This window comes from Pseudomonas sp. dw_612 (genome assembly GCF_018449725.1).
GTDB lineage: Bacteria > Pseudomonadota > Gammaproteobacteria > Pseudomonadales > Pseudomonadaceae > Aquipseudomonas.
In genome coordinates this window covers 97542-120179 of record NZ_JAAVVC010000021.1, presented here as the reverse complement: position 1 = coordinate 120179, position 22638 = coordinate 97542, and the positions used below count along the sequence as shown (strand labels likewise).

Below are 22638 nucleotides of genomic sequence, written 5' to 3'. Positions count from 1 at the left end.
CCCGATTGTTTGAAGGATGGCTGGCGCTTACCTTCGTCCTGACTCACCACTGAACCCTGTGGGAGCGGGCTTGCTCGCGAATGCGGTGGGTCAGTCAATACCTATGGCGACTGACCCACCGCATTCGCGAGCAAGCCCGCTCCCACAAGGGGATCTTCATTTTTGATCGGGAATTTCACATGACCCAGACTGTTTTGATCACCGGCGCCTCCACCGGCTTCGGCCAATCCGCCGCGCTACGGTTCGCCGCCCAGGGCTGGAACGTCATCGCCACGATGCGCAACCCTGCCGCCGGCGCTGCGTTGGCAACCCTCGACAACGTGCTGGTCACCCGCCTCGACGTCCAGGACCCGACCAGTATCGACACCGCGATAGCCGCAGGGATCGAGCGTTTCGGCAAGATCGATGTGCTGGTCAACAACGCCGGGTTTGGTCTGTTCGGCGTGTTCGAAGGTACTTCCCGGGAGAAGATCCGCGAGCAGTTCGACGTCAATGTCTTCGGCGTGATGGACGTGACTCGGGCGATTCTGCCGCATTTTCGCCAGCGTCAGTCCGGGGTCATTATCAATGTCAGTTCCGGCGCCGGGGTGTTTGGCTTGCCGATGATTTCGGCTTACAACGCCAGCAAATTTGCGCTGGAAGGGTTTTCCGAGTCGCTGTCCTATGAACTGGCGTCGCAGAACATCACCGTGAAAATCGTCGAGCCGGGCGGGGTGGTCAGCACCGGGTTTGGTTCGCGCTCGGCAACGGAAGCCGCGCAGCTGACGACGCCGGGGGATTACGACGCTTTTGTCAGTGGCGCGATGAAGGCTTTCGAGGGCTTGCGTGGCGAGCGTCTGGCGACTTCCGAGGACGTGGCGCAGGTCATCGTCGATGCCGCGAGCGATGGGACTGACCGCTTGCGCTACGTCGCGACCCAGGATATCGAGCCGTTGGTAAAGGCGCGGCGCGAAACGTCGGAGATGGAGTACATGGCGATGATGCGCGGGAAGTTTTCTTCAGGCATTCGCTGAGATTTTTTAACTTCAAGAGCCACCCCTCACCCCAGCCCTCCCCCCAGTGGGGAGAGGGGGCCGACGGAGTCGTTTTCACGAGTTACATCGACCTGAAAAATCGAGTTGAACTCAGGTTTTGAAAGCGACAGAGATCTGCTCCCTTTCTCTCTCTCCCCTTTGGGGAGAGGGAGCCGACGGAGTTGTTTTCACGAGTTACATCGACCTGAAAAATCGAGTTGAACTCAGGTTTTGAAGCGACAGATATCTGCTCCCTTTTCCCCTCTCCCCAGAGGGGAGAGGGAGCCGACGGAGTTTGTTTTCACGAGTTACATCAACCTGAAAAATCGAGTTGAACTCAGGCTTTGAAAGCGACAGAGATCTGCTCTCTTTCTCCCTCTCCCCTTTGGGGAGAGGGAGCCGACGGAGTTTGCTTTCACGAGTTACATCAACCTGAAAAATCGAGTTGAACTCAGGTTTTGAAAGCGATAGAGATCTGCTCCCTTTCTCCCTCTCCCCTTTGGGGAGAGGGAGCCGACGGAGTTTGTTTTCACGAGTTACATCGACCTGAAAAATCGAGTTGAACTCAGGTTTTGAAAGCGACAGAGATCTGCTCCCTTTCTCCCTCTCCCCTTTGGGGAGAGGGCTGGGGTGAGGGGTGGATCTAAAGTCACCCCACAGCCATAAGCCCCACGCTATCCCCCGCGATCCCGCGTAGAATTGCGCCTTGAATCAAATCTAGAGGTTGCAGTGGTGGATTTACAGCAGGGCTTCGTCCTGACCCGGCATTGGCGCGATACTCCGGCCGGCACGGAAGTCGAGTTCTGGCTGGCGACCGACGCCGGTCCCCGGCGCATCCGCCTGCCTCATCAACCGTCGGTAGCCTTTATCCCGGCCGAGCAGCGCGAGCAGGCCGAAAGTGTATTGCGCGGGGAAAAGAACGTAGAGCTGCGGCCCCTGGCGCTGCTGGACTTCGAACATCGTCCGGTGCTCGGCCTGTATTGCCAGCAACACGGTCAGTTGATGCGCCTGGAAACCGCGCTGCGCAAGGCCGGGGTCGAGATGTTCGAGGCTGATGTGCGCCCGCCGGAACGCTACATGATGGAGCGCTTCATCACCGCCCCCGTGCAATTTGGCGGCACGCCCGGCGCTGATGGCCTGTTGCTCGATGCGCAAATGAAACCCGCCCCCGGTTACCGGCCGAACCTGCGGCTGGTGTCCCTCGATATCGAAACCACCGCGCAAGGCGAGTTGTATTCCATCGCGCTGGAAGGCTGCGGCGAGCGTCAGGTGTACATGCTCGGCCCACCCAACGGTGACGCCAGCGCCGTGGACTTCCAGCTCGAATACTGCGACAGCCGGACTCTGCTGCTGAAAAAACTCAACGAATGGTTCGCCCAACATGATCCCGACGCGATCATCGGCTGGAACGTCGTGCAGTTCGACTTGCGCGTACTCCACGAACACGCCCGGCGCCTGGCGGTGCCGCTGAAACTGGGGCGTGGCGGCGAAGAGATGCAGTGGCGCGAACATGGCAGCCGCAATCATTATTTCGCCGCGGCGGCCGGACGCCTGATCATCGATGGCATCGAATCCCTGCGTTCGGCAACCTGGAGTTTCCCGTCGTTCAGCCTGGAAAACGTTGCGCAAACCCTGCTCGGCGAGGGCAAGGCGATCAGCACGCCGTACCAGCGCATGGACGAAATCAACCGTATGTTCGCCGAGGACAAACCGGCCCTGGCCACCTACAACCTCAAGGACTGCGAACTGGTGACGCGGATTTTCGCCAAGACCGAGTTGCTGACTTTCCTGCTGGAACGAGCCAGCGTCACCGGTTTGCCGGCGGATCGCAGCGGCGGCTCGGTGGCGGCGTTCACGCATTTGTATATGCCGTTGATGCACCGCCAGGGTTTCGTCGCGCCAAACCTCGGTGGCAAACCACCCGAGGCCAGCCCTGGCGGATTCGTGATGGACTCGCAACCGGGGCTGTACGAATCGGTGCTGGTGCTCGACTACAAGAGCCTTTACCCGTCGATCATCCGCACCTTCCTGATCGACCCGGTAGGGCTGATCGAAGGCCTCAAGCACCCTGACGACAGCGAGTCGGTGCCAGGCTTTCGCGGCGCGCGGTTTTCCCGCACCCGGCATTGCCTGCCGGCCATCGTCGCCCGGGTCGCCGAGGGCCGCGAAACTGCCAAGCGCGAACACAACGCGCCGCTGTCCCAGGCCCTGAAAATCATCATGAACGCCTTCTATGGCGTGCTCGGTTCCAGCGGTTGCCGGTTCTTCGATACACGGCTGGCGTCGTCGATCACTCTGCGCGGCCACGAAATCATGCTGCGCACCCGGCAGTTGATCGAAGCCCAGGGTCACGCGGTGATTTATGGCGACACCGACTCGACCTTCGTCTGGCTGCGGCGCGCCCACGGTCAGGAAGAAGCGGCGCAGATCGGCCGCGCTCTGGTGGATCACGTCAATCAATGGTGGCGCGAGCATGTGCAGCAGCAATACGGTCTGGAAAGTGCGCTGGAGTTGCAGTTCGAAACCCACTACAAACGCTTTCTGATGCCGACCATTCGCGGGGCCGAGGAGGGCAGCAAGAAGCGTTACGCCGGGCTGGTCACCCGCGCCGATGGCACCGACGAAATGATCTATAAGGGCCTGGAAACCGTGCGCACCGACTGGTCGCTGCTGGCCCGTCAATTTCAGCAGGAGTTGTACTCGCGGATTTTCCATCGCCAGCCGTATCAGGACTATGTGCGCGATTACGTGCGCAAGACCCTGGCCGGGGAGTTCGATGATCGCCTGGTCTACCGCAAGCGCTTGCGCCGCACCCTCGACGACTATGAGCGCAACGTGCCGCCCCATGTGCGCGCGGCGCGGATGGCCGATGCCTACAACGACCAGCAGGGCCGGCCTCGGCAATACCAGAACGGTGGCTGGATCAGCTACGTGATCACCGTCGCCGGGCCCGAGCCGCTGGAAATCCGCAGTGCGCCGATCGATTACGATCACTACGTCACCCGGCAACTGCAACCGGTGGCCGATGCGATCCTGCCGTTCGTCGATGACGACTTTTCAACGCTGATTGGTGGGCAGTTGGGCTTGTTTTAAGTCCAGCAGCGACAGCGTCCAGTCATCCTGTATGCCGTGGAAATAGTGGTCCAGCGCCTGATGGAACAGGCTGCCATCGGGGGCGACCTGGGCGAACAGGGTCATGGAGGAGTGAAATTTGAGGTCATCGGGGTGGCCGAAAATCTCGGCGATCGAGCGTTTTTTCAGGTTCAACACTAATTGCGTGCAGGTGCGCAGACGTGGGCCCAATATCGGGTGATTCAGGTAAGCCGACGCTTCTTCAGCGCAGCTGATGGCGAAGTAGCGGGACATTTCGCTGCCGCCGAGCCCGACAATCTGCGGAAAGATGAACCACATCCAGTGCCGGCGTTTCTGGCCGGCGCGTAATTCCTCCTGGACCCTGTCGAACACCGGGTCTTGTGCCTGGACAAAGCGTGGCAGGTTGAACGAGTCGAGCTGATCGGTGCTTCTCATTCCGAAGCCCTCTACAGGTCGGGTTGGCTCAGACCATGGCCAACCGCTGCTTACGTTGTGGCGCGCGAAACGCTTGGTCCAGCGCCTCCAGATCCGTAGCTTCCAGCTTCAACTGCGCCGCTTGCGCATTGAGCGTCACGTGCTCGGGTCGGACCGCTTTGGGAATGGCGATGACACTGTCCTGACGCAGTATCCATGCCAGTGCTACTTGGGCCGGTGTCGCCTCGTGACGGGCGGCCACCTGCTTGAGCGTCGAGTTGACCAGCATATGCCCACCTTGACCGATGGGACAGTAGGCCATGACCGGCATTTGCTGTTGCTGGCACCAGGGCAGCAGGTCGAATTCGATGCCGCGTTCTTCCAGGTTATACAGCACCTGATTGGTGGCACAGTTTTTCGAGGCCAATTCGTGCAGGTCATCGACGTCGAAATTGGACACGCCCCAACGGCCGATCTTGCCCTCTTCACGCAGGCGCTCGAAGGCTTCGACGGTTTCTGCCAGAGGATATTGGCCGCGCCAGTGCAGCAGGTATAAATCGATGTAATCGGTGTTCAAGCGCCGCAGGCTGCGCTCGCAGGCCTGGGGGATGCCTTTGCGGCTGGCGTTGTGCGGGTAGACCTTGCTGACCAGAAAGACCTGATCCCGCAGACCGGCGATGGCTTCACCCACCACCTCTTCGGCCCCGCCCTCGGCATACATTTCGGCGGTGTCGATCAGGCTCATGCCCATCTCAATGCCCTGACGCAGGGCCGTGACTTCATTACGGTACGCCGAGCGATCCTCGCCCATGCGCCAGGTGCCCTGGCCGATGATCGGTACCTGAACGCCAGCCAGTTCAAGGGTCCGCATAAAACCTCCTTTCTTAAACGCGATCGATACATCAGTGGGCAGCAGAATAGCCGCTGGGTTCCCCTGTGGGAGCGAGCCTGCTCGCGAATGCGGTTGATCATTCAACATCGGTGTCGACTGACACGACGCTTTCGCGAGCAGGAGATTGTGGTCCTGCACAGATGCCCGGTTGCACACGAAACTATTGTGGGAGCGGACCTGCTCGCGAAGGCAGTGTGTCAGCCGATACAAATGGCGACTGATTTACCGCTTTCGCGAGCAAGCCCGCTCCCACAAGGGATTGTGGTCATGCGCAGATGCCCGGCTCACCACAACACCTGTAGGAGCAAAGCTTGCTCGCGAATGCGGTGTGACATTCAACAGTGATGTTGACTGACACGGCGTCTTCGCGAGCAGGCTCGCTCCCACAGGAGATTGTGGTCCTGCACAGATGCCCGGTTGCATACGAAACTATTGTGGGAGCGGACCTGCTCGCGAAGGCAGTGTGTCAGCCGATACAAATGGCGACTGATTTACCGCTTTCGCGAGCAAGCCCGCTCCCACAAGGGATTGTGGTCATGCGCAGATGCCCGGCTCACCACAACACCTGTAGGAGCAAAGCTTGCTCGCGAATGCGGTGTGACATTCAACAGTGATGTTGACTGACACGGCGCTTTCGCGAGCAAGCTTTGCTCCTACTGGAATGGTGTCAGCCAGTTATTGGGTGGAGAACTTGAACACGGTGTGCTGGGTGTACGTCTTGCCCGGGTCCAGTCGCGCGCTCGGGAAGTTCGGCTGGTTCGGCGAGTCCGGGTAATGCTGGGTCTCCAGGGTAAACGCGCCCCAATGCGAGTAAACCTTGCCAGCCTTGCCCTTGACCGTGCCGTCGAGGAAGTTGCTGGTGTAGAACTGCACACCCGGTTCGGTGGTGTAGAGCTGCAAGCGGCGGCCGGTTTGGGGATCGCTGACATCGGCGGCGAGTTTTTTCACGTCACCCTTGGCGTCCAGCGCCCAGTTGAAGTCGAAGCCACCCTGTTTCGGCTCGGCGAATTTCAGTTGCGGGTGATCAGCCTTGATGTTTTTACCGATGGCGGTGGGTTGGGTGAAGTCCATCGGCGTACCGGTCACCGGCGCCAGTTCACCGGTGGGGATCAGCGTGCCGTCAATCGGCGTGTAATGGCTGGCGTGCAGGGTGGCGAGCTGTTTCAGCACATCGCCATTGCCGGCGCCGGCCAGGTTGAAATAGCTGTGGTTGGTCAGGTTCAGCACCGTGGGTTTATCGGTGCTGGCCTTGTACTCGATGCGCAGTTCATTGTTCTCGGTGAGGCTGTAGGTGACCTCGGTTTTCATATTGCCGGGGAAACCCATTTCACCGTCCTTCGACAGATAGGTCAGGGTCACGCCCACCGAATCCTTGCCTTTGCTCGGTTCAGCCTTCCACACGTGTTTGTCGAAACCCTGGGTGCCGCCGTGCAGCGAGTTGGGGCCGTCGTTTTTTGGCACTTGATAACTTTTGCCATCCAGTTTGAACGCGCCCCCGGCCAGGCGATTGCCGAAGCGGCCGATGGTCGCGCCGAAGTACGCGGTGCCGGCCTGATAACCCTGGACGTCGTCGAAACCGAGCACGATGTCATCGACCTTGCCGTTTTTGTCCGGCACTTTCAGCGACTGCAACGTGGCGCCGTAGGTAATGACCGTGGCTTGCAGGCCATGGCTGTTGCGCAGGATGTATTGCTCGACGGGCGTGCCGTCATTGGTTTTGCCAAAGGCTTTGTGTTCGCTGGACAGACCAGCGGCGTGGGCGGGAAGGGTGGCGATCATCAGGGACAGTCCGAGGCCGGAGAGCAGGTAGCGGGATTGCATGGTTGATCTTCCTTTTTGTTGTTTTGATCAGTAGTCATACTAAATATTGACTAAGTGGAAATTTATAGCTGATTAATCGATGAATTCCAAAATAAAGTCCGACTAAATGCTGACGGAAAAAAACCGGTGATCGGTCCGGAGCTGCCCGCACTGCACTTTTTCGAATTAACCGGCTCTATCCATGGCCAGGCTGCGGCGACTCCCGCCGCGCAGGAATGTGTCAGCCCAAGAACCCATGGCCCGAGTGTTACCCCACCTCCAAACCCGTATTCGCCTGCTTGTGTGCCTGTCGCTGCTGTTCGCCAGCGGTTGCAGCCAGCAGCAGGGCAGTGACGTCATCAGCCAGTTCCGCGAAGGCAAGCCCCAGGAATTTCTCCAGACCAGTGTCGATCGCATGGCCACATTGTCGATGCATGACAACCTCGAAAGCCTGTACCTGCTGATGAGCAAGCTCTACCTGCGCAACCCCCAGGAGCTGAAGAAATCCGGCTTCCTCGACGCCCGCACCGCCGAAAAGCAAGTGCACGAGGCCATCGAATTGCAACAACCGCTGCCGACCCTGGGCGGCAAGAAAGACCTGGCGGCGTTGAGCTATGCCATGAGCCCGGAGTTTCTGGGCGACCGGGTCGGCGCCTTCATCTATGCCATCGGCAGCATGCTGGTCACCGCCCACGGCAATCGGCTGGAGTTCTACATGACCGATGCGATCAACCCGGTGTTCGTCAGCAACGCCGCGCGCAACATCGAAAAAGCCACGTGGATCTTGAGTCAGCGGCAAAACAAGAACGGCGAGCCATTACTGTTTTCCAACGAAATCTCGGAGGAGGGCAGCAATCTGAGTTTTGCCGTGGAGTTCGGCAAGATCGTGGCGCGCCTGGATTTGCTGACGCAGATGCTGGATGAGCGGTATCGGCGGATTGGTTTGAATTACGCGCAGAGCCTGTTGTTCCTCAACTTTCTGCCCGTGCAGTAACCCCGGATCTGCCCCTGTAGGAGCTGCCGAAGGCTGCGATCTTTTGATTTTGAAGATAAAGATCACAAGATCGCAGCCTTCGGCAGCTCTTACAGCGATTTCGCTGTGTCAGCAGATTTATGTTGGGCATAACGATAGACCGTATCGATATAAGTGGTTATAAGAAAAATCGCTATGCTGCGGGCCAGTTTTTTCATGCGTTTTTTGTGGGCGTGTTAATGGATTTCGGTAATTTCGGGTTAGTCGTTGCTGGGCTGGTGGTGGGTTTTATCGTGGGGATGACCGGTGTCGGCGGTGGTTCGCTGATGACGCCGATCCTGTTGTGGTTCGGCGTCAACCCGGCCACGGCGGTGGGTACGGACTTGCTGTATGCGGCCATTACCAAATCCAGCGGCGTGCTGGTGCATCGCAAGAACAAGAACATCGATTGGGCGATCACCGGTTGGCTGACCCTCGGCAGCGTGCCGGCGGTGGCCATGACCTTGTGGTTCCTCAGTAGCCTGCACACCGCGCCAGAGGCGATGAACGCCATCATCAAACAGGCCCTTGGCTTCGTATTGTTTGCCACGGCCATGGCGATTTTCTTCAAGAAACGCCTGCTCGACTTCGCCCACAAACGCGCGGGCGGCAACTACAACCCCAGCGGTTCGCGCCTGAATGTGCTGACCGTGATCACCGGCCTGATCCTCGGCACCATGGTCGCCCTGACCTCCATCGGCGCCGGGGCCCTGGGCACCGTGGCGCTGTTTATCCTTTATCCATTGCTGCCAACCCGTCGCCTGGTCGGCACGGAAATCGCCCACGCCGTGCCCCTGACCCTGGTCGCCGGTCTGGGCCACGCGAGCATGGGCAACATGGATTGGCATGTGCTGGGTTTCCTGCTGATCGGTTCGCTACCGGGGATCTGGTTGGGCAGCCACCTGACCGGGCGCATCTCCGACGAACTGCTGCGCCCGTGCCTGGCGACGATGCTGCTGTTGATCGGCTACAAATTGGCGTTTTAGACGCGGACTCTCTGTAGCAGCTGTCGAGCACCGCGAGGCAGCGTTCGGCGGCGAAGCCGTCGCAAATGCTATGCACGCTGTTTGCCTGATACACCGCGGTGCATGGTTTGACGACGGCTCCGCCGCCGAACGCTGCCTCGCGGTGCTCGACAGCTGCTACGGGGGAGCCAAATCGCTGTCACCCCGGACCCTCCCGGCAAACAAACCACTTCTTTCACCTCATAGATGCTACGGTGAGGAGCCACCCTTTCATTCCTTCGTGAATGACCTGTCGGCATCCCCCCGTGATCGACAAGGAAGAGGTGACACGTGCACGTGTTAATCGACGTGGCTGAGCGTCAAATCCACACAGCCGGGTATTGCCTCGACGCCTTGTCGTGACCGTCCCGCCCAAAAGCCTGCCGCTGATTCTCAGTGAGCTGCGCATCGCGACCACCCAGCAACATCAACTGCTGGAAAAACGCATCCCTTTTTTCACCGCCGACCAGGAACTGTATACACGCCTGATCGAGGCCTATTTCGGGTTCTACCGGCCACTGGAAAACCTGCTGTGCCAGACCGCCATGACCATTCCTGACCTGGACTGGCTGATCCGCAGCAAAACCCCGTCTCTGGAAGCCGACCTGTACGCGTTGGGCCTGGACGCGGACGAGATTGCGACGATTCCCCAGTGCCCGTTTTCCGTGAAAATCAACTCCGTCGCCGATGTGCTGGGCGTGTTGTACGTCCTGGAGGGCGCGACGCTGGGCGGGCAATCCCTGCGCAACGGTTTGTACTCGCGCCTGGGCATTGATGAACACCGGGGCGGGCGGTTTTTTGCGGTGTACGGCACCTCGACTCTGGTGATGTGGCGCGGTTTTCTGGCGTGTCTGTATGAGGTGCGCGACCCCGCCGAACGGGCGCAATCAGTGGTGGCCGCCGAAACGACTTTCAAGGCTTTCGAAAACTGGCTTGAGCGCTGCGGGGTGTTGCAATGAACCGTCTCAGCGCCGAACAACTGGACGCCGCGCTCGCCCAATGTGCCGATGAACCGATCCGCATTCCGGGGTCGATCCAGCCCCATGGCGTGCTGCTGACCCTGAGCGAACCGGGGTTGATCATCGGCCAGGTCAGCAGCAACTGCGCGGCGATGTTCGGGCATTCGGTCGAGGCTTTGTTGCAGCAACCGTTGGCGACGCTGACCGGCGCGATGGCGGTGGAACAAGTCCGTGAGGCGCTGCTGCCGACGGAACTGGAAGACGCCAATCCGCTGGTGCTGGAAATCGGCGGCCAGCGTTTCAATGGCTCGCTCAGTCGTCATGACGCGGTGATCATTCTTGAACTGGAACCCTGGTGGGAAGCCGCCCAGGACAACACCGTCATTCTTCTGCGCGCCTTGCGACGGATGCAGGCCGCCGCGACGCTGCAGGACCTGTACACCGTCAGCGTTGAAGAAATCCGCCACCTGACCGGCTTCGACCGCGTGATGATCTACCGCTTCGAACCGGCCGGTCACGGTCAGGTCATTGGCGAAGCATTGGGCGGCCAATTGCCGGGTTATCTCGGCCAGTGTTTTCCTGCCTCGGACATCCCGCCCCAGGCCCGGGAGTTGTATCGCCTGAACTGGATCCGCGTGATTCCCGATGCGCGTTATGTGCCGGTGCCGATCCTGCCGGTGCTGCGCCCCGACACCGGGCAATCGCTGGACCTGGGCTTCTCGATGTTGCGCAGCGTGTCGCCGGTGCACTGCCAGTACCTCGACAACATGGGCGTGCGCGCTTCCATGAGCCTGTCATTGTTGGAGCGGGATCGGCTCTGGGGCCTGATCACTTGCGCCCATCCCGAACCGCTGTTGGTCAGCCACCCGGTGCGCACGATGTGCGCCGCGATTGCCCAGTTGCTCAGTGTGCAGATTACCGCGTTGCAAACCCGCGACTTGCAAATGGAGCGCGAGCAGAAGTCGCTGCTGATCAACGAACTGACCACAGCGATGCGTCAGGCCAAACACGATGTGCTGGACGGTCTGGCCAATCATCCGCAACCACTGTTGAGCCTGACCGGGGCCAGTGGTGTGGCGGTGTTGATCGAGGACCGCTTGCAATTGATTGGCGCATGCCCGACGGAAGAACAAGTCCGGGCGCTGCACCTGTGGGTGCGTGAACAATGCCTGGACAGCGGCGAGCTGCTAATGACCGATCATCTGCAAAGCCTGCACGCGGGCAGCGCCATCTACAGCGACGTCGCCAGCGGATTGCTGGCCTTTGTGCTGCCCAAACCGGTGGACAACGCGGTGATCTGGTTTGGCGCGCAATTGCGCTCGAGCATGAAATGGAGCGGTAATCCCGACGAGCATTTCGTGGCCGGCACTGACGCCAGCCAACGACTGCAACCGCGTAAGTCCTTCGAAGTCTGGGAGCAACAAGTGGAGGGCAGGGCGCGTCCGTGGAGTGCCGCTGATGCCTACGCGGCCCTGCAATTGCGCCGTGGGGCCATCGAAGACGACCTGGCTCGTCAGGTACGCCGCGAACATGAAGCCGTGCGAGTGCGCGATGAGCTGGTGGCCGTGGTATCTCACGACCTGCGCAACCCGATGACGATCATCATCATGCAATGCGGCATGATGCAGCGCCTGGTGTCTCGTGACGAAGGCAAGCACGCCGTGCGTATGAGTGCCGCGCTGGGCACCATGGAAGAAGCCACTGCGCGCATGAACGCGTTGATTGCCGATTTGCTCGACAAGTCCAGACTCGATGCGGGGCAATACCCGCTGGATTGCAAACCGCTGGATGTCGTCGAGTTGCTGGAGCAAGCGTGCGGGTTGCTGGTGACGCTGACGTCGCACAAGGGCATCGAGCTTAATTGCAGCAGCGCCGCCGGCATGAGCATCGACGCCGACCCGCAGCGGCTGTTCCAGGTGTTGTCGAACCTGCTGGGCAACGCAATTAAATTCACCCCGGCGGGCGGGCGTATCGACCTCAACGCCTGGCAGGCGGACGATAAGGTGATGATTTCGGTGCGCGACAATGGCGGCGGTATTCATGCCGTGCAATTGCCGCATATCTTCGAACGCTATTGGTCGGTGCGCGAAGGCAACCCCAACGGCAGCGGCCTGGGGTTGTACATCTGCCGCAGCATCGTCCAGGCCCACGGCGGCGAGTTGTGGGCCGAAAGCGAGCCGGGTGTGGGCAGCGTTTTCACCTTTTCCATCCCGGCGATGAGTGCCTAGGGGCGGGTCATGATCTCCAACAGGTGCCCGTCCGGGTCATCGAAATACACGCGCCGACCGCCGCCGTAATCGTTGATCTCATTCGGCCGCTGCTTGCCCGGGTCGGCCCACCACGGCTGCTTGCGCGCTTGCAGGCGGGCGAAGGCCTGGTCGAAGTCGTCGTCACCGATCAGGAACGCATAATGCTGCGAGGCGATGGGCGGGTCGTTGTCGTAGAAATCCAGCGATACGTCGTTGTCGAGTTTGACGATCAGCATCGGCCCGAACGGCTCGGGGCTGGGCAGGCCGAGGATCTCGGCGAGGTAGTTCGCCGAGATTTTTTTATCGCGGCACCAGACGATGGTGTGGTTCAGATGAGCGCTCATGGAGAGGTCCTCATGGCGGGTCAATCAAGATTAGCCCAGCAGGACCAGAGCACCTCAACCCTTGTGGGAGCGGGCTTGCTCGCGAAAGCGGTGAGTCAGCCAATATCAATGTCGACTGACACGACGCCTTCGCGAGCAAGCCCGCTCCCACAGGGTTGTGCATTCGCTTGAAAGACTCATCATCTGTTGCGCAATGCCGCCCCTGACCTAAGCTTTGGGCTAAGCGAAACATATTCGTGGATCGTCACCCGGAACGATCGTCGCGATGCGCAATCATTAGAGCGTGGATATCAAAAGGAGATGCGCATGCTCATCAGGTCATTGACCCTGACAACCTTGCTGGCGCTTGCCGGCCCCTTGCTCGCCGCCGACGGCGATTCACCTCTGGATATCGATAAGGGCAGGGCCCGACCGTTGATCGTGATCACGTCCAGTACCATTGACCCGGTCTGGCTGGGCCTGAAAAAGTCGTTCGAGGATCCCGCCAACAAACAAGGCGTCGCTCAACGCAATATCAAGGTCTACAGCGTGCTGAACATGTCCGGTCAGCTCGATGGCAAGGACATGGGTCAACAGGACACCATGGCCCTGATCCGTTCGCTGAAACTCGGCGCCGGGGCGTTGCCCAAAGTCATCTTGCTGGGCAAGGACGGCGAGAAAAAACTCGAAAGTTCGGGGGATGAATCGAAGGCGGTCGATCTGAAGAAAATCTTCGACACCATCGATGCCTTGCCGCCAGAGGAGAAGGAAGCCGCAGCGCCAACCCCGCCACCGGTGGCGGCGGAACCCGCAGCGCCAACGGCCAAAGGGGCCAAGGGCACGAAACCGGGGAAACCGGCCAAGCCTGCCAAACCACCTGAGATGCCGGATGATTGATTGACACCTGCGGGAGCGAGCCTGCTCGCGAAGACGGCGGCACATTCAGCTTCAATGTGCCTGACGCGCCGCCTTCGCGAGCAGGCTCGCTCCCACGGTGAGTTTGTGATGAACCGGTCATTTGTGCGCGATGAGATCCCTTGTGGGAGCGGGCTTGCTCGCGAAGGCGTCGTGTCAGTCGACATTGATATTGACTGACCCACCGCCTTCGCGAGCAAGCCCGCTCCCACAGGGGGGATTGTGGTGGTCTTGTTCAGGCGATGCTGTCCACAACCCCGCCGTCGACCCGAAGTGCCGCGCCAGTCGTGGCCGACGCCTGGGGCGACACCACATACACCACCAGATTCGCCACTTCCTCCATGCTCGCCGCCCGTTGGATGATCGACGTCGGGCGGTTGGCCATGACAAAGTCCGCCGCCACTTTCTCGATCGGCTCGCCGGACTTCTGCTGCTCATCCTTGAGCATGTCTTGCAGCCCCTCGGACAACGTCGGCCCCGGCAGCACCGCATTCACGGTCACGCCAGTACCGGCCATGCGCTTGGCCAGGCCACGGGAAATCGACAGGTTGGAGGTCTTGGTAAAACCGTAATGAATCATGTCCGCCGGAATGTTCAGCGCCGACTCGGAGGAGATGAACACCACCCGACCCCAACCGTTTTTGGCCATGCCTTCGAGATACGCGCGGGACAGCCGCACGCCGGACATTACGTTCACTTCGAAAAACTTCTCCCAGACCTCGTCTTCAGTCTCGAAAAAATCCTGCGGGCCGTAGATCCCGACGTTGTTTACCAGAATATCGACCTGGGGCAGGTCCGCGACCATCGCCTTGCAGCCTTCAGCCGTGCCGGCATCGGCGGCGATACCACGCACGTTGGCGGACGGGAGCAGGTGTTTGAGTTGGGTGACGGCGGCGTCTACGGCGTCCTGCTTGCGGCCATTGATCACCACCTCGGCGCCGGACAGGGCCAGCCCTTTGGCGATGGCGAAACCGATGCCTTGGGTGGAGCCGGTGATGAGGGCGGTTTTGCCGGATAGATCGATATTCATGGGGTTCTCACTCTTGAAGGGGGTAAGAGGGATGACTGCGCGGTGCTTAGCCTAGTTCAAGACATCGCTGTGCAGCAGCCCCCTTTTTTGGGGCCGCTTCGCAGCCCGGCGGGAGCAAGCTCCCTCGCCACAAAGTGTGTTGAGTCCGGCCATTTGTTATTAAAGCGATTGTCAGCGCCCTCACTTCACGCCAGTGTGTAGGCCGCTGATTGTTACCAAGGCCTTTCACTCCCATGTCAGAAAAAACCGCCGACAGACACTCCTCCCGGGCCGCCGCTGTATTGGCCCTGTGTTTACCTGGCGACGTGTTGTTGTACTTGCTCTTGCCCATGCAGCCGCAGGCATTTGGCATCAGTCTGGCCGAGGCCGGGATTTTGCTGGCGGCCAATCGGCTGGTGCGGATTTTCGGCTACCGCTACGTCATGCAGTTTTACACCCGCCAGGGCGATCGCCCGGCGTTGCTGCTGGCCACCGGCACGGCGGCGTTGTGTGCGTTGGGTTATGCGACCTTGTCGGGGTTCTGGTGGTTGTTGCTGTTGCGCCTCGGCTGGGGTTTGTCTTACGCGGCGCTGAATTTGTCCACGCAAGTGATGGCGACGGCTGAACCCTCGGGCGCTGCGCGTCGCACTGGCCGCTCACGCGCACTGATTGCGGCGGGGCCGATGCTGGCGTTGCCGTTGGGGGCGCTGCTGAGTGTGGCGTATGGGCCACGAGTGATTTTTTTTGTGATGTTCGCGACTTCATTGCTCGCGATGTGGCTGGCGCTGGGTTTGCCGTCGGCACCGCATCCGATGTCGGCGTCGACACGGCGTTTTCAACTGCCTGACAGTGTGGCGATGTGGTCGTTTATCGAAGGGTTGACCCTCGACGGGCTGTTCATCATCGGCCTTTCGCTGTTGGCGCAACATCTGCTGGAAGGCAACGCGGTGGTGGTCGCCGGGTCGTTGCTGGCGTTGCGGTATGTCTCGGAATTGTTGCTCAGCCCCTTGGGCGGGATCGCGGCACAGCGTTGGGGGGCGACGCGGATGTTGATTGTGTTCTCGCTGATGACCTCAATGGCGCTGATCGGGTTTGGCTTCCACTGGCTGATCGTCGGCGGGGCGTTGGTGCTGGTGCTGCGGGCGCTGCAACTGCCGTTGGTGGTGACTGTGATTGCGCAACGTCATCCGGACAGTGGGCGTGTCCGGGCGCTGGCGGGGAATGCCGTTTGGCGTGATATCGGCGCGGGGGTGGGGCCGTTGTTGGCCGGGTTTCTGCTGCCGGTGGCGGCGTCGGAGTGGGTGTATACGGGGGCGGCGTTGTGTTTGGCGGTGAGTGCGTTGGCCTGTCTGGAGCGCAAAAAAGCGTAGGCCCACCACATAACCCCCTGTGGGAGCGGGCTTGCTCGCGAAGGCGGAGTGTCAGTCAACATCCATATCAACTGACAGACCGCTTTCGCGAGCAAGCCCGCTCCCACAGGGAATGGTGGTGTGTCGAGTTATTCGGCCAGCGCACTCAATATCCGATGCGCCGCTTTTACCCGCTCCGGGATCGGGTAGTTTTTGTTGGCCAGGATCACGATGCCGATGTCCTTGGCGGGCACGAACGCGACGTAGGCGCCGAAACCTCCGGTGGAACCGGTTTTGTTGATCAGCACACTCTGCGGTTCAGGCTGCGGCGGGTTCAACCATTGGACTTTATGCGCTTGCATCGCCATCGGCGTCGAGTTGCCGCCCAGCAATTTTTCGAGACTGATCGGATAGCTGTAGCGTTCCCAGCCCAGGCCCTGAGTCATGTCGCCGACTGTGTAATAACCGGTGTGAGTGGTCGCGATGGCTTGTTGCAACGGTTTTTCCAGTGAAGCCGGTTTCAGGTTTGCTTGAACAAAGCGAATCATGTCCGTTGCACTGGTTTTTACGCCGTATGCCTGTGAGTCCAGCGCCCCTGGCCCGACGCGCACAGGTTTGCCGTCCTTGTCGTAGCCCTCGGCGTACAGCCCCATCTGGTTCTGCGGCACGTTGAGATAGGTGTGCTTGAGCCCGAGTTTCGGCAGCAGGGTTTTTTCCATCACCTCATCAAAAGACTGGCCCAGGCTTTGGGCTGCGAGATAGCCGAATAACCCAATGCTCGGGTTCGAATATTGCCGATGGGTGCCAGCGGCATACACCGGCTTCCACTGTTTGAAGTAGGCAAGCATCTTGTCCGCTTGATCCGCCTCATCCGGGAACTGCAACGGCAATCCACCGGCGGTGTAGGTGCCCAGTTGCAACACGCTGACATTATCAAAGGCACTACCGCGCAAGGCTGGAAGCACTGTGCTGGCCTTTTCGTTCAGCGACAGCTTGCCGGTCGCGTTGGCATAGCCGCCAAGGGTGGCGGTGAAGGTTTTGCTCACCGAGCCGATTTCAAACAGGGTGTTTTCCGTGACCGCTTGGGCGCTTTCCTTGGAGGCGACGCCGTAGTTAAAGTAATGCGGCTTGCCGTTGACGGTGACAGCCACGGCCATGCCGGGAACACCCTGGGCTTGCAGGATGGGGCGGATGGCGGCGTCGACCGTGCTTTGGATCTGCTGATCGGTCTGACCCTGGGCCAGGCACGGACCGGCGCCGAGCGCTGCCACGCAAACCGCGAAAACAGTCAGTCTGGACATAGTGGTGTTGTTCTTCATTGTTTGTATTCCCTGCGAATGGAGGCCGCTACCCGGTAGACTGCGCGCTGAACGGCGAGGCAAATCTAGGCAGTCCGGCGCTGTTCGACAACCGATGATATTTCGCATGAGCCATTAGAAAATTTTGGGGGTTGGCATGATCCGGCCGCAATTACCGTTAAACGCACTGCGCGCCTTCGAGGCATCCGCGCGGCATTTGAGCTTCACCCGGGCGGCGGTGGAGCTGTGCGTCACGCAAGCGGCGGTGAGTCATCAGGTCAAAAGTCTTGAGGCTCAGCTTAGCGTCACCCTGTTCAAACGCTTGCCCCGTGGGCTGATGCTGACCAGCGAGGGCGAAACCCTGTTGCCGGTGTTGCGCGAATCCTTCGACCGAATCGCCGAAACCCTGGAACGACTGGAGGGCGGGCATTATCGGGAAGTGCTGGCGGTCGGCGCCGTCGGGACGTTTGCCGTGGGTTGGCTGTTGCCGCGTCTGGCGGACTTCCAGGCGAAACACCCGTTCATAGATTTGCGCCTGTCGACCAACAATAATCGGGTCGACGTGGCCGCTGAAGGGCTGGATTACGCGATCCGCTTTGGCGCCGGAGCGTGGCACGGAATTGAAGCGCTGCGGTTGATCGAGGCGCCGCTGTCGGTGTTGTGTGTGCCCGAGATTGCCCGGCAACTGCAGGAACCGGCGGATGTTTTGGGACAAACCCTGCTGCGTTCCTATCGCTCGGATGAATGGCCGGACTGGTTTCAGGCGTCCGGCCTTTCGACCCACGTCTCACCGCCTCAGAGCATCGTCTTCGACTCGTCGCTGGCGATGATGGAAGCGGCGTTGCAAGGGGCGGGTGTAGCGTTGGCGCCGCCGCTGATGTTTGCACGGCAACTGGCGGCGGGGGCGATTGAGCAGCCGTTTGCCATCCACATCACCACGGGGAGTTATTGGTTGACGCGGTTGCAGTCGCGGTCCGAGACGGCGGCGATGGTGGCGTTTAAAGCGTGGTTACTGAACGCCGCGCAATAATCTCAAATTGATACAAAACCTGTGGGAGCGGGCTTGCTCGCGAAAGCGGTGGGTCAGTCAAAATTGATGCCGACTGACACGACGCCTTCGCGAGCAAGCCCGCTCCCACAGGGAGATTGCGGCACGCCGGGATTAACGCACCAAACACGGCCGCTTGTTATCGAACTTCCACCCCGGAATCAGAAACTGCATCGCCACGCTGTCATCCCGCGCGCCCAGTCCCATGCCTTTGTACAACTCATGAGCCTTGGCCAACTGATCCATATCCAGCTCAACCCCCAGCCCCGGTTTCTTCGGCACCTGCACGCAACCTCCGACAATTTGCAGCGGAGCTTTGGTCAGGCGCTGGCCGTCCTGCCAGATCCAGTGGGTGTCGATGGCTGTGATTTCACCCGGCGCCGCCGCAGCGACGTGGGTGAACATGGCCAGGGAAATGTCGAAGTGGTTGTTGGAATGCGAACCCCAGGTCAGGCCCCACTCGTGGCACATCTGCGCCACCCGCACCGAGCCCTGCATGGTCCAGAAGTGCGGGTCGGCCAGGGGAATGTCCACCGATTGCAACTGAATTGCGTGACCCATCTCGCGCCAGTCGGTGGCGATCATGTTGGTCGCGGTTTTCAGCCCGGTGGCGCGGCGGAATTCAGCCATCACTTCACGACCCGAATAACCGTTTTCCGCCCCGCATGGGTCTTCAGCATAGGCCAGCACGTGATGCTGATCGCGGCACAAGCGGATCGCTTCTTTGAGTGACCACGCGCCATTCGGGTCGAGGGTGATGCGCGCATCGGGGAAGCGTTCGGCCAGGGCGGTGACGGCTTCGATTTCTTCGTCGCCGCTGAGCACGCCGCCCTTGAGCTTGAAGTCCTTGAAACCGTAGCGCGCATGGGCGGCTTCGGCGAGTCGGACCACGGCGCCGGCGGTCATGGCTTTTTCGTGACGCACGCGGAACCAGTCGTTATCGGCGTCCGGTTCGCTGCGGTAAGCCAGGTCGGTTTCGTTGCGATCACCGACATAAAACAGATAACCGAGCATCTTCACTTCATCACGCTGCTGGCCTTCGCCGAGCAGGGCTGCCACTGGCACATCCAGATGCTGGCCGAGCAAGTCGAGGAGGGCGGCTTCCAGGCCGGTGACCGCGTGAATGGTGATGCGCAGGTCGAAGGTCTGCAAACCACGGCCACCGGCATCGCGGTCGGCGAAGGTCTGACGCACTTGGTTGAGGATCTTCTGATAAGTGCCAATCGGACTGCCGACCACCAGCGATCGCGCATCTTCCAGGGTCTGGCGAATACGTTCGCCGCCCGGCACTTCACCGACGCCGGTATGCCCGGCATTGTCAGTGAGGATGACGATATTGCGCGTGAAAAATGGCCCGTGGGCGCCACTCAAATTGAGCAGCATGCCGTCATGGCCCGCCACCGGAACCACTTGCATACTGGTGATGATCGGCGCTTTGGCAGTGTCGTGTGCGTTCATTGTGATGTCCTTCAAAACAGAAATTCAGGCGTGGCTGGAAGCAGGTTTGCCGACGGCAGCGGCGGGCTCGGTTTTCGGTGTGTTGCGGGCGGCGAAGACGATGATCGCGGCGATGATCGAGGTCGCGGCCAAGCCGTAGAGCCCGCCCTGAATCGAGCCGGTGTGTTCTTCCAGCAGGCCGAAGGTCGTCGGCGCGACGAAGCCGCCAAGGTTACCCACCGAGTTGATCAGCGCGATCACACCCGCAGCGATCCGCGCATCGAGGTACGCCTGGGGAATCGGCCAGAACAGCGACGATGCCGATTTGAAGCCCAGCGCCGCAAAGCAGATCGCGACAAAGGCGAAGATCGGCCCGCCGGTGGTGGACATGAACATCCCGGCCGCCGCGATCAACAGCGCAGCGGCGACCCAGGCTTGCTGATGTTTCCATTTGGCGGAAAACGCGGCGAAGGCGTACATGCCGACAATCGAGAGCAGCCACGGGATCGAGTTGAACAACCCGACCTGAATATCGCTGAGGTCACCCATCTTCTTGATGATGCTCGGCAGCCAGAAGGTCGCGGCATAAATGGTCAGTTGAATGAAGAAGTAGATCAGGCAGAACAGGATGATCTGGCGATCCTTGAGCAATTTGCCGAGCGAAGGTTTGATCGGCGTCGCGGCTTCGCGGGCCAGTTGTTCGTCGTCGATGGCCTTGACCAGAGCATCCTGCTCGTCGCGGCTCAGCCATTTGGCGTCGTGGGGTTTGGAGTCGAGCCAGAACCAGACGAACACGCACAACCCGACCGAGAACATGCCTTCAATGAAGTACATCCACTGCCAACCGTGCAGACCGAACCCTTCAATTTGCAGTAGCAGACCGGACAACGGACCGGAGATCAGCGACGCAACCGCCGAGCCGCTGAGGAAGATCGCAATCGCTTTGCCGCGTTCGACCCCTGGCAACCAACGGGTGAAGTAGTAGATCACTCCGGGAAAGAATCCGGCTTCAGCCACGCCCAGCAGAAATCGCAGGATGTAGAAGTGAGTTTCGTTCTGGATGAATGCCATGCCGGCGGCCACCAGGCCCCAGGTGAACATGATGCGGGTCAGCCAGATACGCGCGCCGACTTTTTGCAGGAGCATGTTGGAGGGGACTTCGAACAGGGCGTAACCGATGAAGAACAGGCCGGCCCCGAGGCCGTAGGCAGCAGCGCCGATGCCCAGGTCCTGCTCCATGTGGGCGCGGACGAAGCCGATGTTCACGCGGTCGATGTAGTTGACGATGAACATGATCACGAACAGCGGCAGGACATGACGTTTGACTTTCGAGATGGCGGACTTGAGGACCGAATCGGTGCCGTCGTTCGTCCCGGACAGGGCTGTATTCACTTGCGTTTCTCCCACTGATTATTTTTATGCGGGGTGTGACTGGGTGTTGCGATGTTGATAGACATCATACAACTGCGTTTTTTCGTCATGCAAGTGTTGTCGTCCAACAAAATGGCGCTTATTTGGCTATTTGTTATTCTTTGTTTGGTTGGAGTGAGCGCTTTTCGGGGCGTTTAGCCCTGTTTTGCTGAATGTTGTCATACAAGTTGAGCGCTGTTTTCTCCGGCATCCGGTGCTACGATCTGGACAGCCCTGCTTTTCGGATAACCACCATGCAAGAAGACCTCGACGCACCCGCCCGCAAGCGCAGCCATAACCTGGCCCATGATCTGGTGGCCAAACTGACCCAAAGCATCCTGCTCGGCCAGATGTTGCCGGGGGACAAACTGCCGTCGGAAAACACCATCGTTCAGGAGCATGGGGTCAGCCGCACGGTGGTGCGCGAGGCGATCTCGAAGTTGCAGGCTTCGGGGCTGGTGGAAACCCGGCATGGCATCGGCACCTTTGTCATCGAGCGCGCGGCAGAGCAAGGGCTGCGGCTGAACGTCGATACCGCGCTCGGGGTGCGCAGCATTCTGGAGCTACGCCTGGGCCTGGAAACCCAGGCTGCCGCCCTGGCTGCGGTACGCCGCACCGATCAGCAACTGGGGCAGATGCGTGAAGCGCTGGATGACTATCAACGTTTGCTGGCCAACAACGACAGTTGCGTGGAAGCCGACAAACGCTTCCACCTGTTGATCGCCGAAGCCACCGGCAATGTGTGCTTCACCGAAATCATGCAACACCTGGGCAGCGCGATGATCCCCCGCACCCGCGTCAACGCCGCCGAGCGTGGCGCCACGGATTTGAGCAAGCTCGGGCAACTGGCGAATCAGGAACACGAGGCGATTCTCAACGCTATCAAGCGCCAGGACCCGGACGCAGCGCGGGCGGCGATGTGGCTGCACCTGACCAACAGCCGCGACCGGTTCCTGGCCCAGGGCTGACAACCGTCGGTCTACTCGATAGCACGCCCGTCATGCGCCCGCTTCCAACCTGTACGGCCCAGATTAACTGGACCTCATCAGTGAGGTGCATCATGGCTAATGATTCAATGTTCCAGGGCGGAACCCCCAACACCGACCCGACCAGACCCATGCCTGGCACAGACGAGCCAACGCTGGACCAGGATGCACCGCCCGGCATGGACCCTTCCCGGGACCCGGCCCTGAGTGACGCTGATCGTCCTGACGACTGGAAAGACCCGGCCGCCGATGAAGATGTGCCGTCGGCGGATGAAGAGACGCCGCTGTCTGATGACAGGCGGTAAATGAGAAACCCGGCTATTGCGCCTAATGCCGGTCAGTTAAGCCGTCAATCTGTAGCAGCTGGCGAAGCCTGCGTTCGGCTGCGCAGCAGTCGTGAAATCGGGCGGCGCGGTGGTTCAGAGAG

Annotated in this window: 19 protein-coding genes; 11 read left to right on the top strand and 8 right to left on the bottom strand. The window is 60.2% G+C overall.

Annotation, left to right across the window (positions count from 1 at the left end; genetic code table 11):
* Window positions 1–179: 179 nt before the first annotated feature.
* Together HB680_RS26040 and HB680_RS26035 are read left to right on the top strand one after the other, a co-directional pair.
* Window positions 180–1013: an SDR family oxidoreductase gene (locus HB680_RS26040; RefSeq protein WP_213941273.1), complete on the top strand. Its 834-nt coding sequence runs from the start codon at window positions 180–182 to the stop codon at window positions 1011–1013.
* 732 nt (window positions 1014–1745) lie between these two features.
* Window positions 1746–4106 carry a DNA polymerase II gene (locus HB680_RS26035; RefSeq protein ID WP_213941272.1) on the top strand — a complete coding sequence of 787 codons (2361 nt, stop codon included), beginning with the start codon at window positions 1746–1748 and terminating at the stop codon, window positions 4104–4106.
* Here HB680_RS26035 and HB680_RS26030 read toward each other — a convergent pair.
* From HB680_RS26030 to HB680_RS26020, 3 genes are all read right to left on the bottom strand, one after another.
* Complete coding sequence (locus HB680_RS26030; protein ID WP_213941271.1) at window positions 4071–4541, bottom strand: DUF1810 domain-containing protein; 471 nt, start codon at window positions 4539–4541, stop codon at window positions 4071–4073. The genes HB680_RS26035 and HB680_RS26030 overlap by 36 nt on opposite strands.
* 28 nt (window positions 4542–4569) lie before the next feature.
* Window positions 4570–5391, bottom strand: a complete 822-nt coding sequence (locus HB680_RS26025) for an aldo/keto reductase (protein WP_213941270.1) — start codon at window positions 5389–5391, stop codon at window positions 4570–4572.
* A 696-nt stretch (window positions 5392–6087) separates the two neighbouring features.
* Window positions 6088–7233 carry an aldose epimerase family protein gene (locus HB680_RS26020; protein ID WP_213941269.1) on the bottom strand — a complete coding sequence of 382 codons (1146 nt, stop codon included), beginning with the start codon at window positions 7231–7233 and terminating at the stop codon, window positions 6088–6090.
* Between the two features lie 235 nt (window positions 7234–7468).
* On the opposite strand from HB680_RS26020, the gene HB680_RS26015 reads away from it, so the two are divergent.
* The 4 genes from HB680_RS26015 (at window position 7469) to HB680_RS26000 (ending at window position 12415) form a co-directional block, all read left to right on the top strand.
* Window positions 7469–8206 (top strand): hypothetical protein, encoded by a 738-nt coding sequence (locus HB680_RS26015; protein ID WP_213941268.1) that lies wholly within the window; start codon window positions 7469–7471, stop codon window positions 8204–8206.
* A 218-nt stretch (window positions 8207–8424) separates the two neighbouring features.
* Window positions 8425–9210 (top strand): sulfite exporter TauE/SafE family protein, encoded by a 786-nt coding sequence (locus HB680_RS26010; protein WP_213941267.1) that lies wholly within the window; start codon window positions 8425–8427, stop codon window positions 9208–9210.
* A 377-nt stretch (window positions 9211–9587) separates the two neighbouring features.
* Window positions 9588–10187: a biliverdin-producing heme oxygenase gene (locus HB680_RS26005; RefSeq protein ID WP_346657417.1), complete on the top strand. Its 600-nt coding sequence runs from the start codon at window positions 9588–9590 to the stop codon at window positions 10185–10187.
* Window positions 10184–12415, top strand: a complete 2232-nt coding sequence (locus HB680_RS26000) for an ATP-binding protein (RefSeq protein ID WP_213941266.1) — start codon at window positions 10184–10186, stop codon at window positions 12413–12415. Before HB680_RS26005 ends, HB680_RS26000 begins: the two co-directional genes overlap by 4 nt.
* Here the strand turns inward: HB680_RS26000 and HB680_RS25995 are convergent.
* Complete coding sequence (locus tag HB680_RS25995) at window positions 12412–12780, bottom strand: VOC family protein (protein WP_213941265.1); 369 nt, start codon at window positions 12778–12780, stop codon at window positions 12412–12414. The genes HB680_RS26000 and HB680_RS25995 overlap by 4 nt on opposite strands.
* A 306-nt stretch (window positions 12781–13086) precedes the next feature.
* Here HB680_RS25995 and HB680_RS25990 point away from each other — a divergent pair, with 306 nt between their 5' ends.
* Entirely contained in the window at window positions 13087–13656 is a 570-nt protein-coding gene (locus HB680_RS25990; protein ID WP_213941264.1) for a DUF4174 domain-containing protein, read from the top strand.
* 253 nt (window positions 13657–13909) lie between these two features.
* Here HB680_RS25990 and HB680_RS25985 read toward each other — a convergent pair whose 3' ends face one another.
* Window positions 13910–14704: an SDR family oxidoreductase gene (locus HB680_RS25985; RefSeq protein ID WP_213941263.1), complete on the bottom strand. Its 795-nt coding sequence runs from the start codon at window positions 14702–14704 to the stop codon at window positions 13910–13912.
* Between the two features lie 233 nt (window positions 14705–14937).
* On the opposite strand from HB680_RS25985, the gene HB680_RS25980 reads away from it, so the two are divergent.
* Window positions 14938–16053 carry an MFS transporter gene (locus HB680_RS25980; protein ID WP_213941262.1) on the top strand — a complete coding sequence of 372 codons (1116 nt, stop codon included), beginning with the start codon at window positions 14938–14940 and terminating at the stop codon, window positions 16051–16053.
* 128 nt (window positions 16054–16181) lie between these two features.
* On the opposite strand, the gene ampC is transcribed toward HB680_RS25980, so the two are convergent.
* Window positions 16182–17333: a class C beta-lactamase gene (ampC, locus tag HB680_RS25975; protein WP_213941261.1), complete on the bottom strand. Its 1152-nt coding sequence runs from the start codon at window positions 17331–17333 to the stop codon at window positions 16182–16184.
* A 154-nt stretch (window positions 17334–17487) separates the two neighbouring features.
* Between ampC and HB680_RS25970 the strand changes: the two genes are divergently transcribed.
* Window positions 17488–18360, top strand: coding sequence for a LysR family transcriptional regulator (locus tag HB680_RS25970; protein ID WP_213941260.1), 873 nt, complete (start codon window positions 17488–17490; stop codon window positions 18358–18360).
* 132 nt (window positions 18361–18492) lie between these two features.
* On the opposite strand, the gene gudD is transcribed toward HB680_RS25970, so the two are convergent.
* Together gudD and HB680_RS25960 are read right to left on the bottom strand one after the other, a co-directional pair.
* Complete coding sequence (gene gudD / locus HB680_RS25965) at window positions 18493–19836, bottom strand: glucarate dehydratase (protein ID WP_213941259.1); 1344 nt, start codon at window positions 19834–19836, stop codon at window positions 18493–18495.
* Window positions 19837–19860: 24 nt separating this feature from the next.
* On the bottom strand, window positions 19861–21207 hold the full coding sequence (locus HB680_RS25960; RefSeq protein WP_213941258.1) for an MFS transporter: 1347 nt from the start codon (window positions 21205–21207) through the stop codon (window positions 19861–19863).
* A gap of 272 nt (window positions 21208–21479) precedes the next feature.
* Here HB680_RS25960 and HB680_RS25955 point away from each other — a divergent pair, with 272 nt between their 5' ends.
* Window positions 21480–22193, top strand: a complete 714-nt coding sequence (locus tag HB680_RS25955) for a FadR/GntR family transcriptional regulator (RefSeq protein ID WP_213941257.1) — start codon at window positions 21480–21482, stop codon at window positions 22191–22193.
* A 92-nt stretch (window positions 22194–22285) separates the two neighbouring features.
* Window positions 22286–22516 carry a hypothetical protein gene (locus HB680_RS25950; protein ID WP_213941256.1) on the top strand — a complete coding sequence of 77 codons (231 nt, stop codon included), beginning with the start codon at window positions 22286–22288 and terminating at the stop codon, window positions 22514–22516.
* The last annotated feature ends 122 nt before the right edge of the window (window positions 22517–22638 follow it).

Excerpts from the sequence above, each read along its gene's own strand:
- HB680_RS26040 (WP_213941273.1), top strand. The coding sequence starts at position 180 with ATGACCCAGACTGTTTTGATCACCGGCGCCTCCACCGGCTTCGGCCAA.
- HB680_RS26030 (WP_213941271.1), bottom strand. The coding sequence starts at position 4,541 with ATGAGAAGCACCGATCAGCTCGACTCGTTCAACCTGCCACGCTTTGTC.
- HB680_RS26025 (WP_213941270.1), bottom strand. The coding sequence starts at position 5,391 with ATGCGGACCCTTGAACTGGCTGGCGTTCAGGTACCGATCATCGGCCAG.
- HB680_RS26020 (WP_213941269.1), bottom strand. The coding sequence starts at position 7,233 with ATGCAATCCCGCTACCTGCTCTCCGGCCTCGGACTGTCCCTGATGATC.
- HB680_RS26015 (WP_213941268.1), top strand. The coding sequence starts at position 7,469 with ATGGCCCGAGTGTTACCCCACCTCCAAACCCGTATTCGCCTGCTTGTG.
- HB680_RS26010 (WP_213941267.1), top strand. The coding sequence starts at position 8,425 with ATGGATTTCGGTAATTTCGGGTTAGTCGTTGCTGGGCTGGTGGTGGGT.
- HB680_RS26000 (WP_213941266.1), top strand. The coding sequence starts at position 10,184 with ATGAACCGTCTCAGCGCCGAACAACTGGACGCCGCGCTCGCCCAATGT.
- HB680_RS25995 (WP_213941265.1), bottom strand. The coding sequence starts at position 12,780 with ATGAGCGCTCATCTGAACCACACCATCGTCTGGTGCCGCGATAAAAAA.
- HB680_RS25990 (WP_213941264.1), top strand. The coding sequence starts at position 13,087 with ATGCTCATCAGGTCATTGACCCTGACAACCTTGCTGGCGCTTGCCGGC.
- HB680_RS25985 (WP_213941263.1), bottom strand. The coding sequence starts at position 14,704 with ATGAATATCGATCTATCCGGCAAAACCGCCCTCATCACCGGCTCCACC.
- HB680_RS25980 (WP_213941262.1), top strand. The coding sequence starts at position 14,938 with ATGTCAGAAAAAACCGCCGACAGACACTCCTCCCGGGCCGCCGCTGTA.
- ampC (WP_213941261.1), bottom strand. The coding sequence starts at position 17,333 with ATGTCCAGACTGACTGTTTTCGCGGTTTGCGTGGCAGCGCTCGGCGCC.
- HB680_RS25970 (WP_213941260.1), top strand. The coding sequence starts at position 17,488 with ATGATCCGGCCGCAATTACCGTTAAACGCACTGCGCGCCTTCGAGGCA.
- gudD (WP_213941259.1), bottom strand. The coding sequence starts at position 19,836 with ATGAACGCACACGACACTGCCAAAGCGCCGATCATCACCAGTATGCAA.
- HB680_RS25955 (WP_213941257.1), top strand. The coding sequence starts at position 21,480 with ATGCAAGAAGACCTCGACGCACCCGCCCGCAAGCGCAGCCATAACCTG.
- HB680_RS25950 (WP_213941256.1), top strand. The coding sequence starts at position 22,286 with ATGGCTAATGATTCAATGTTCCAGGGCGGAACCCCCAACACCGACCCG.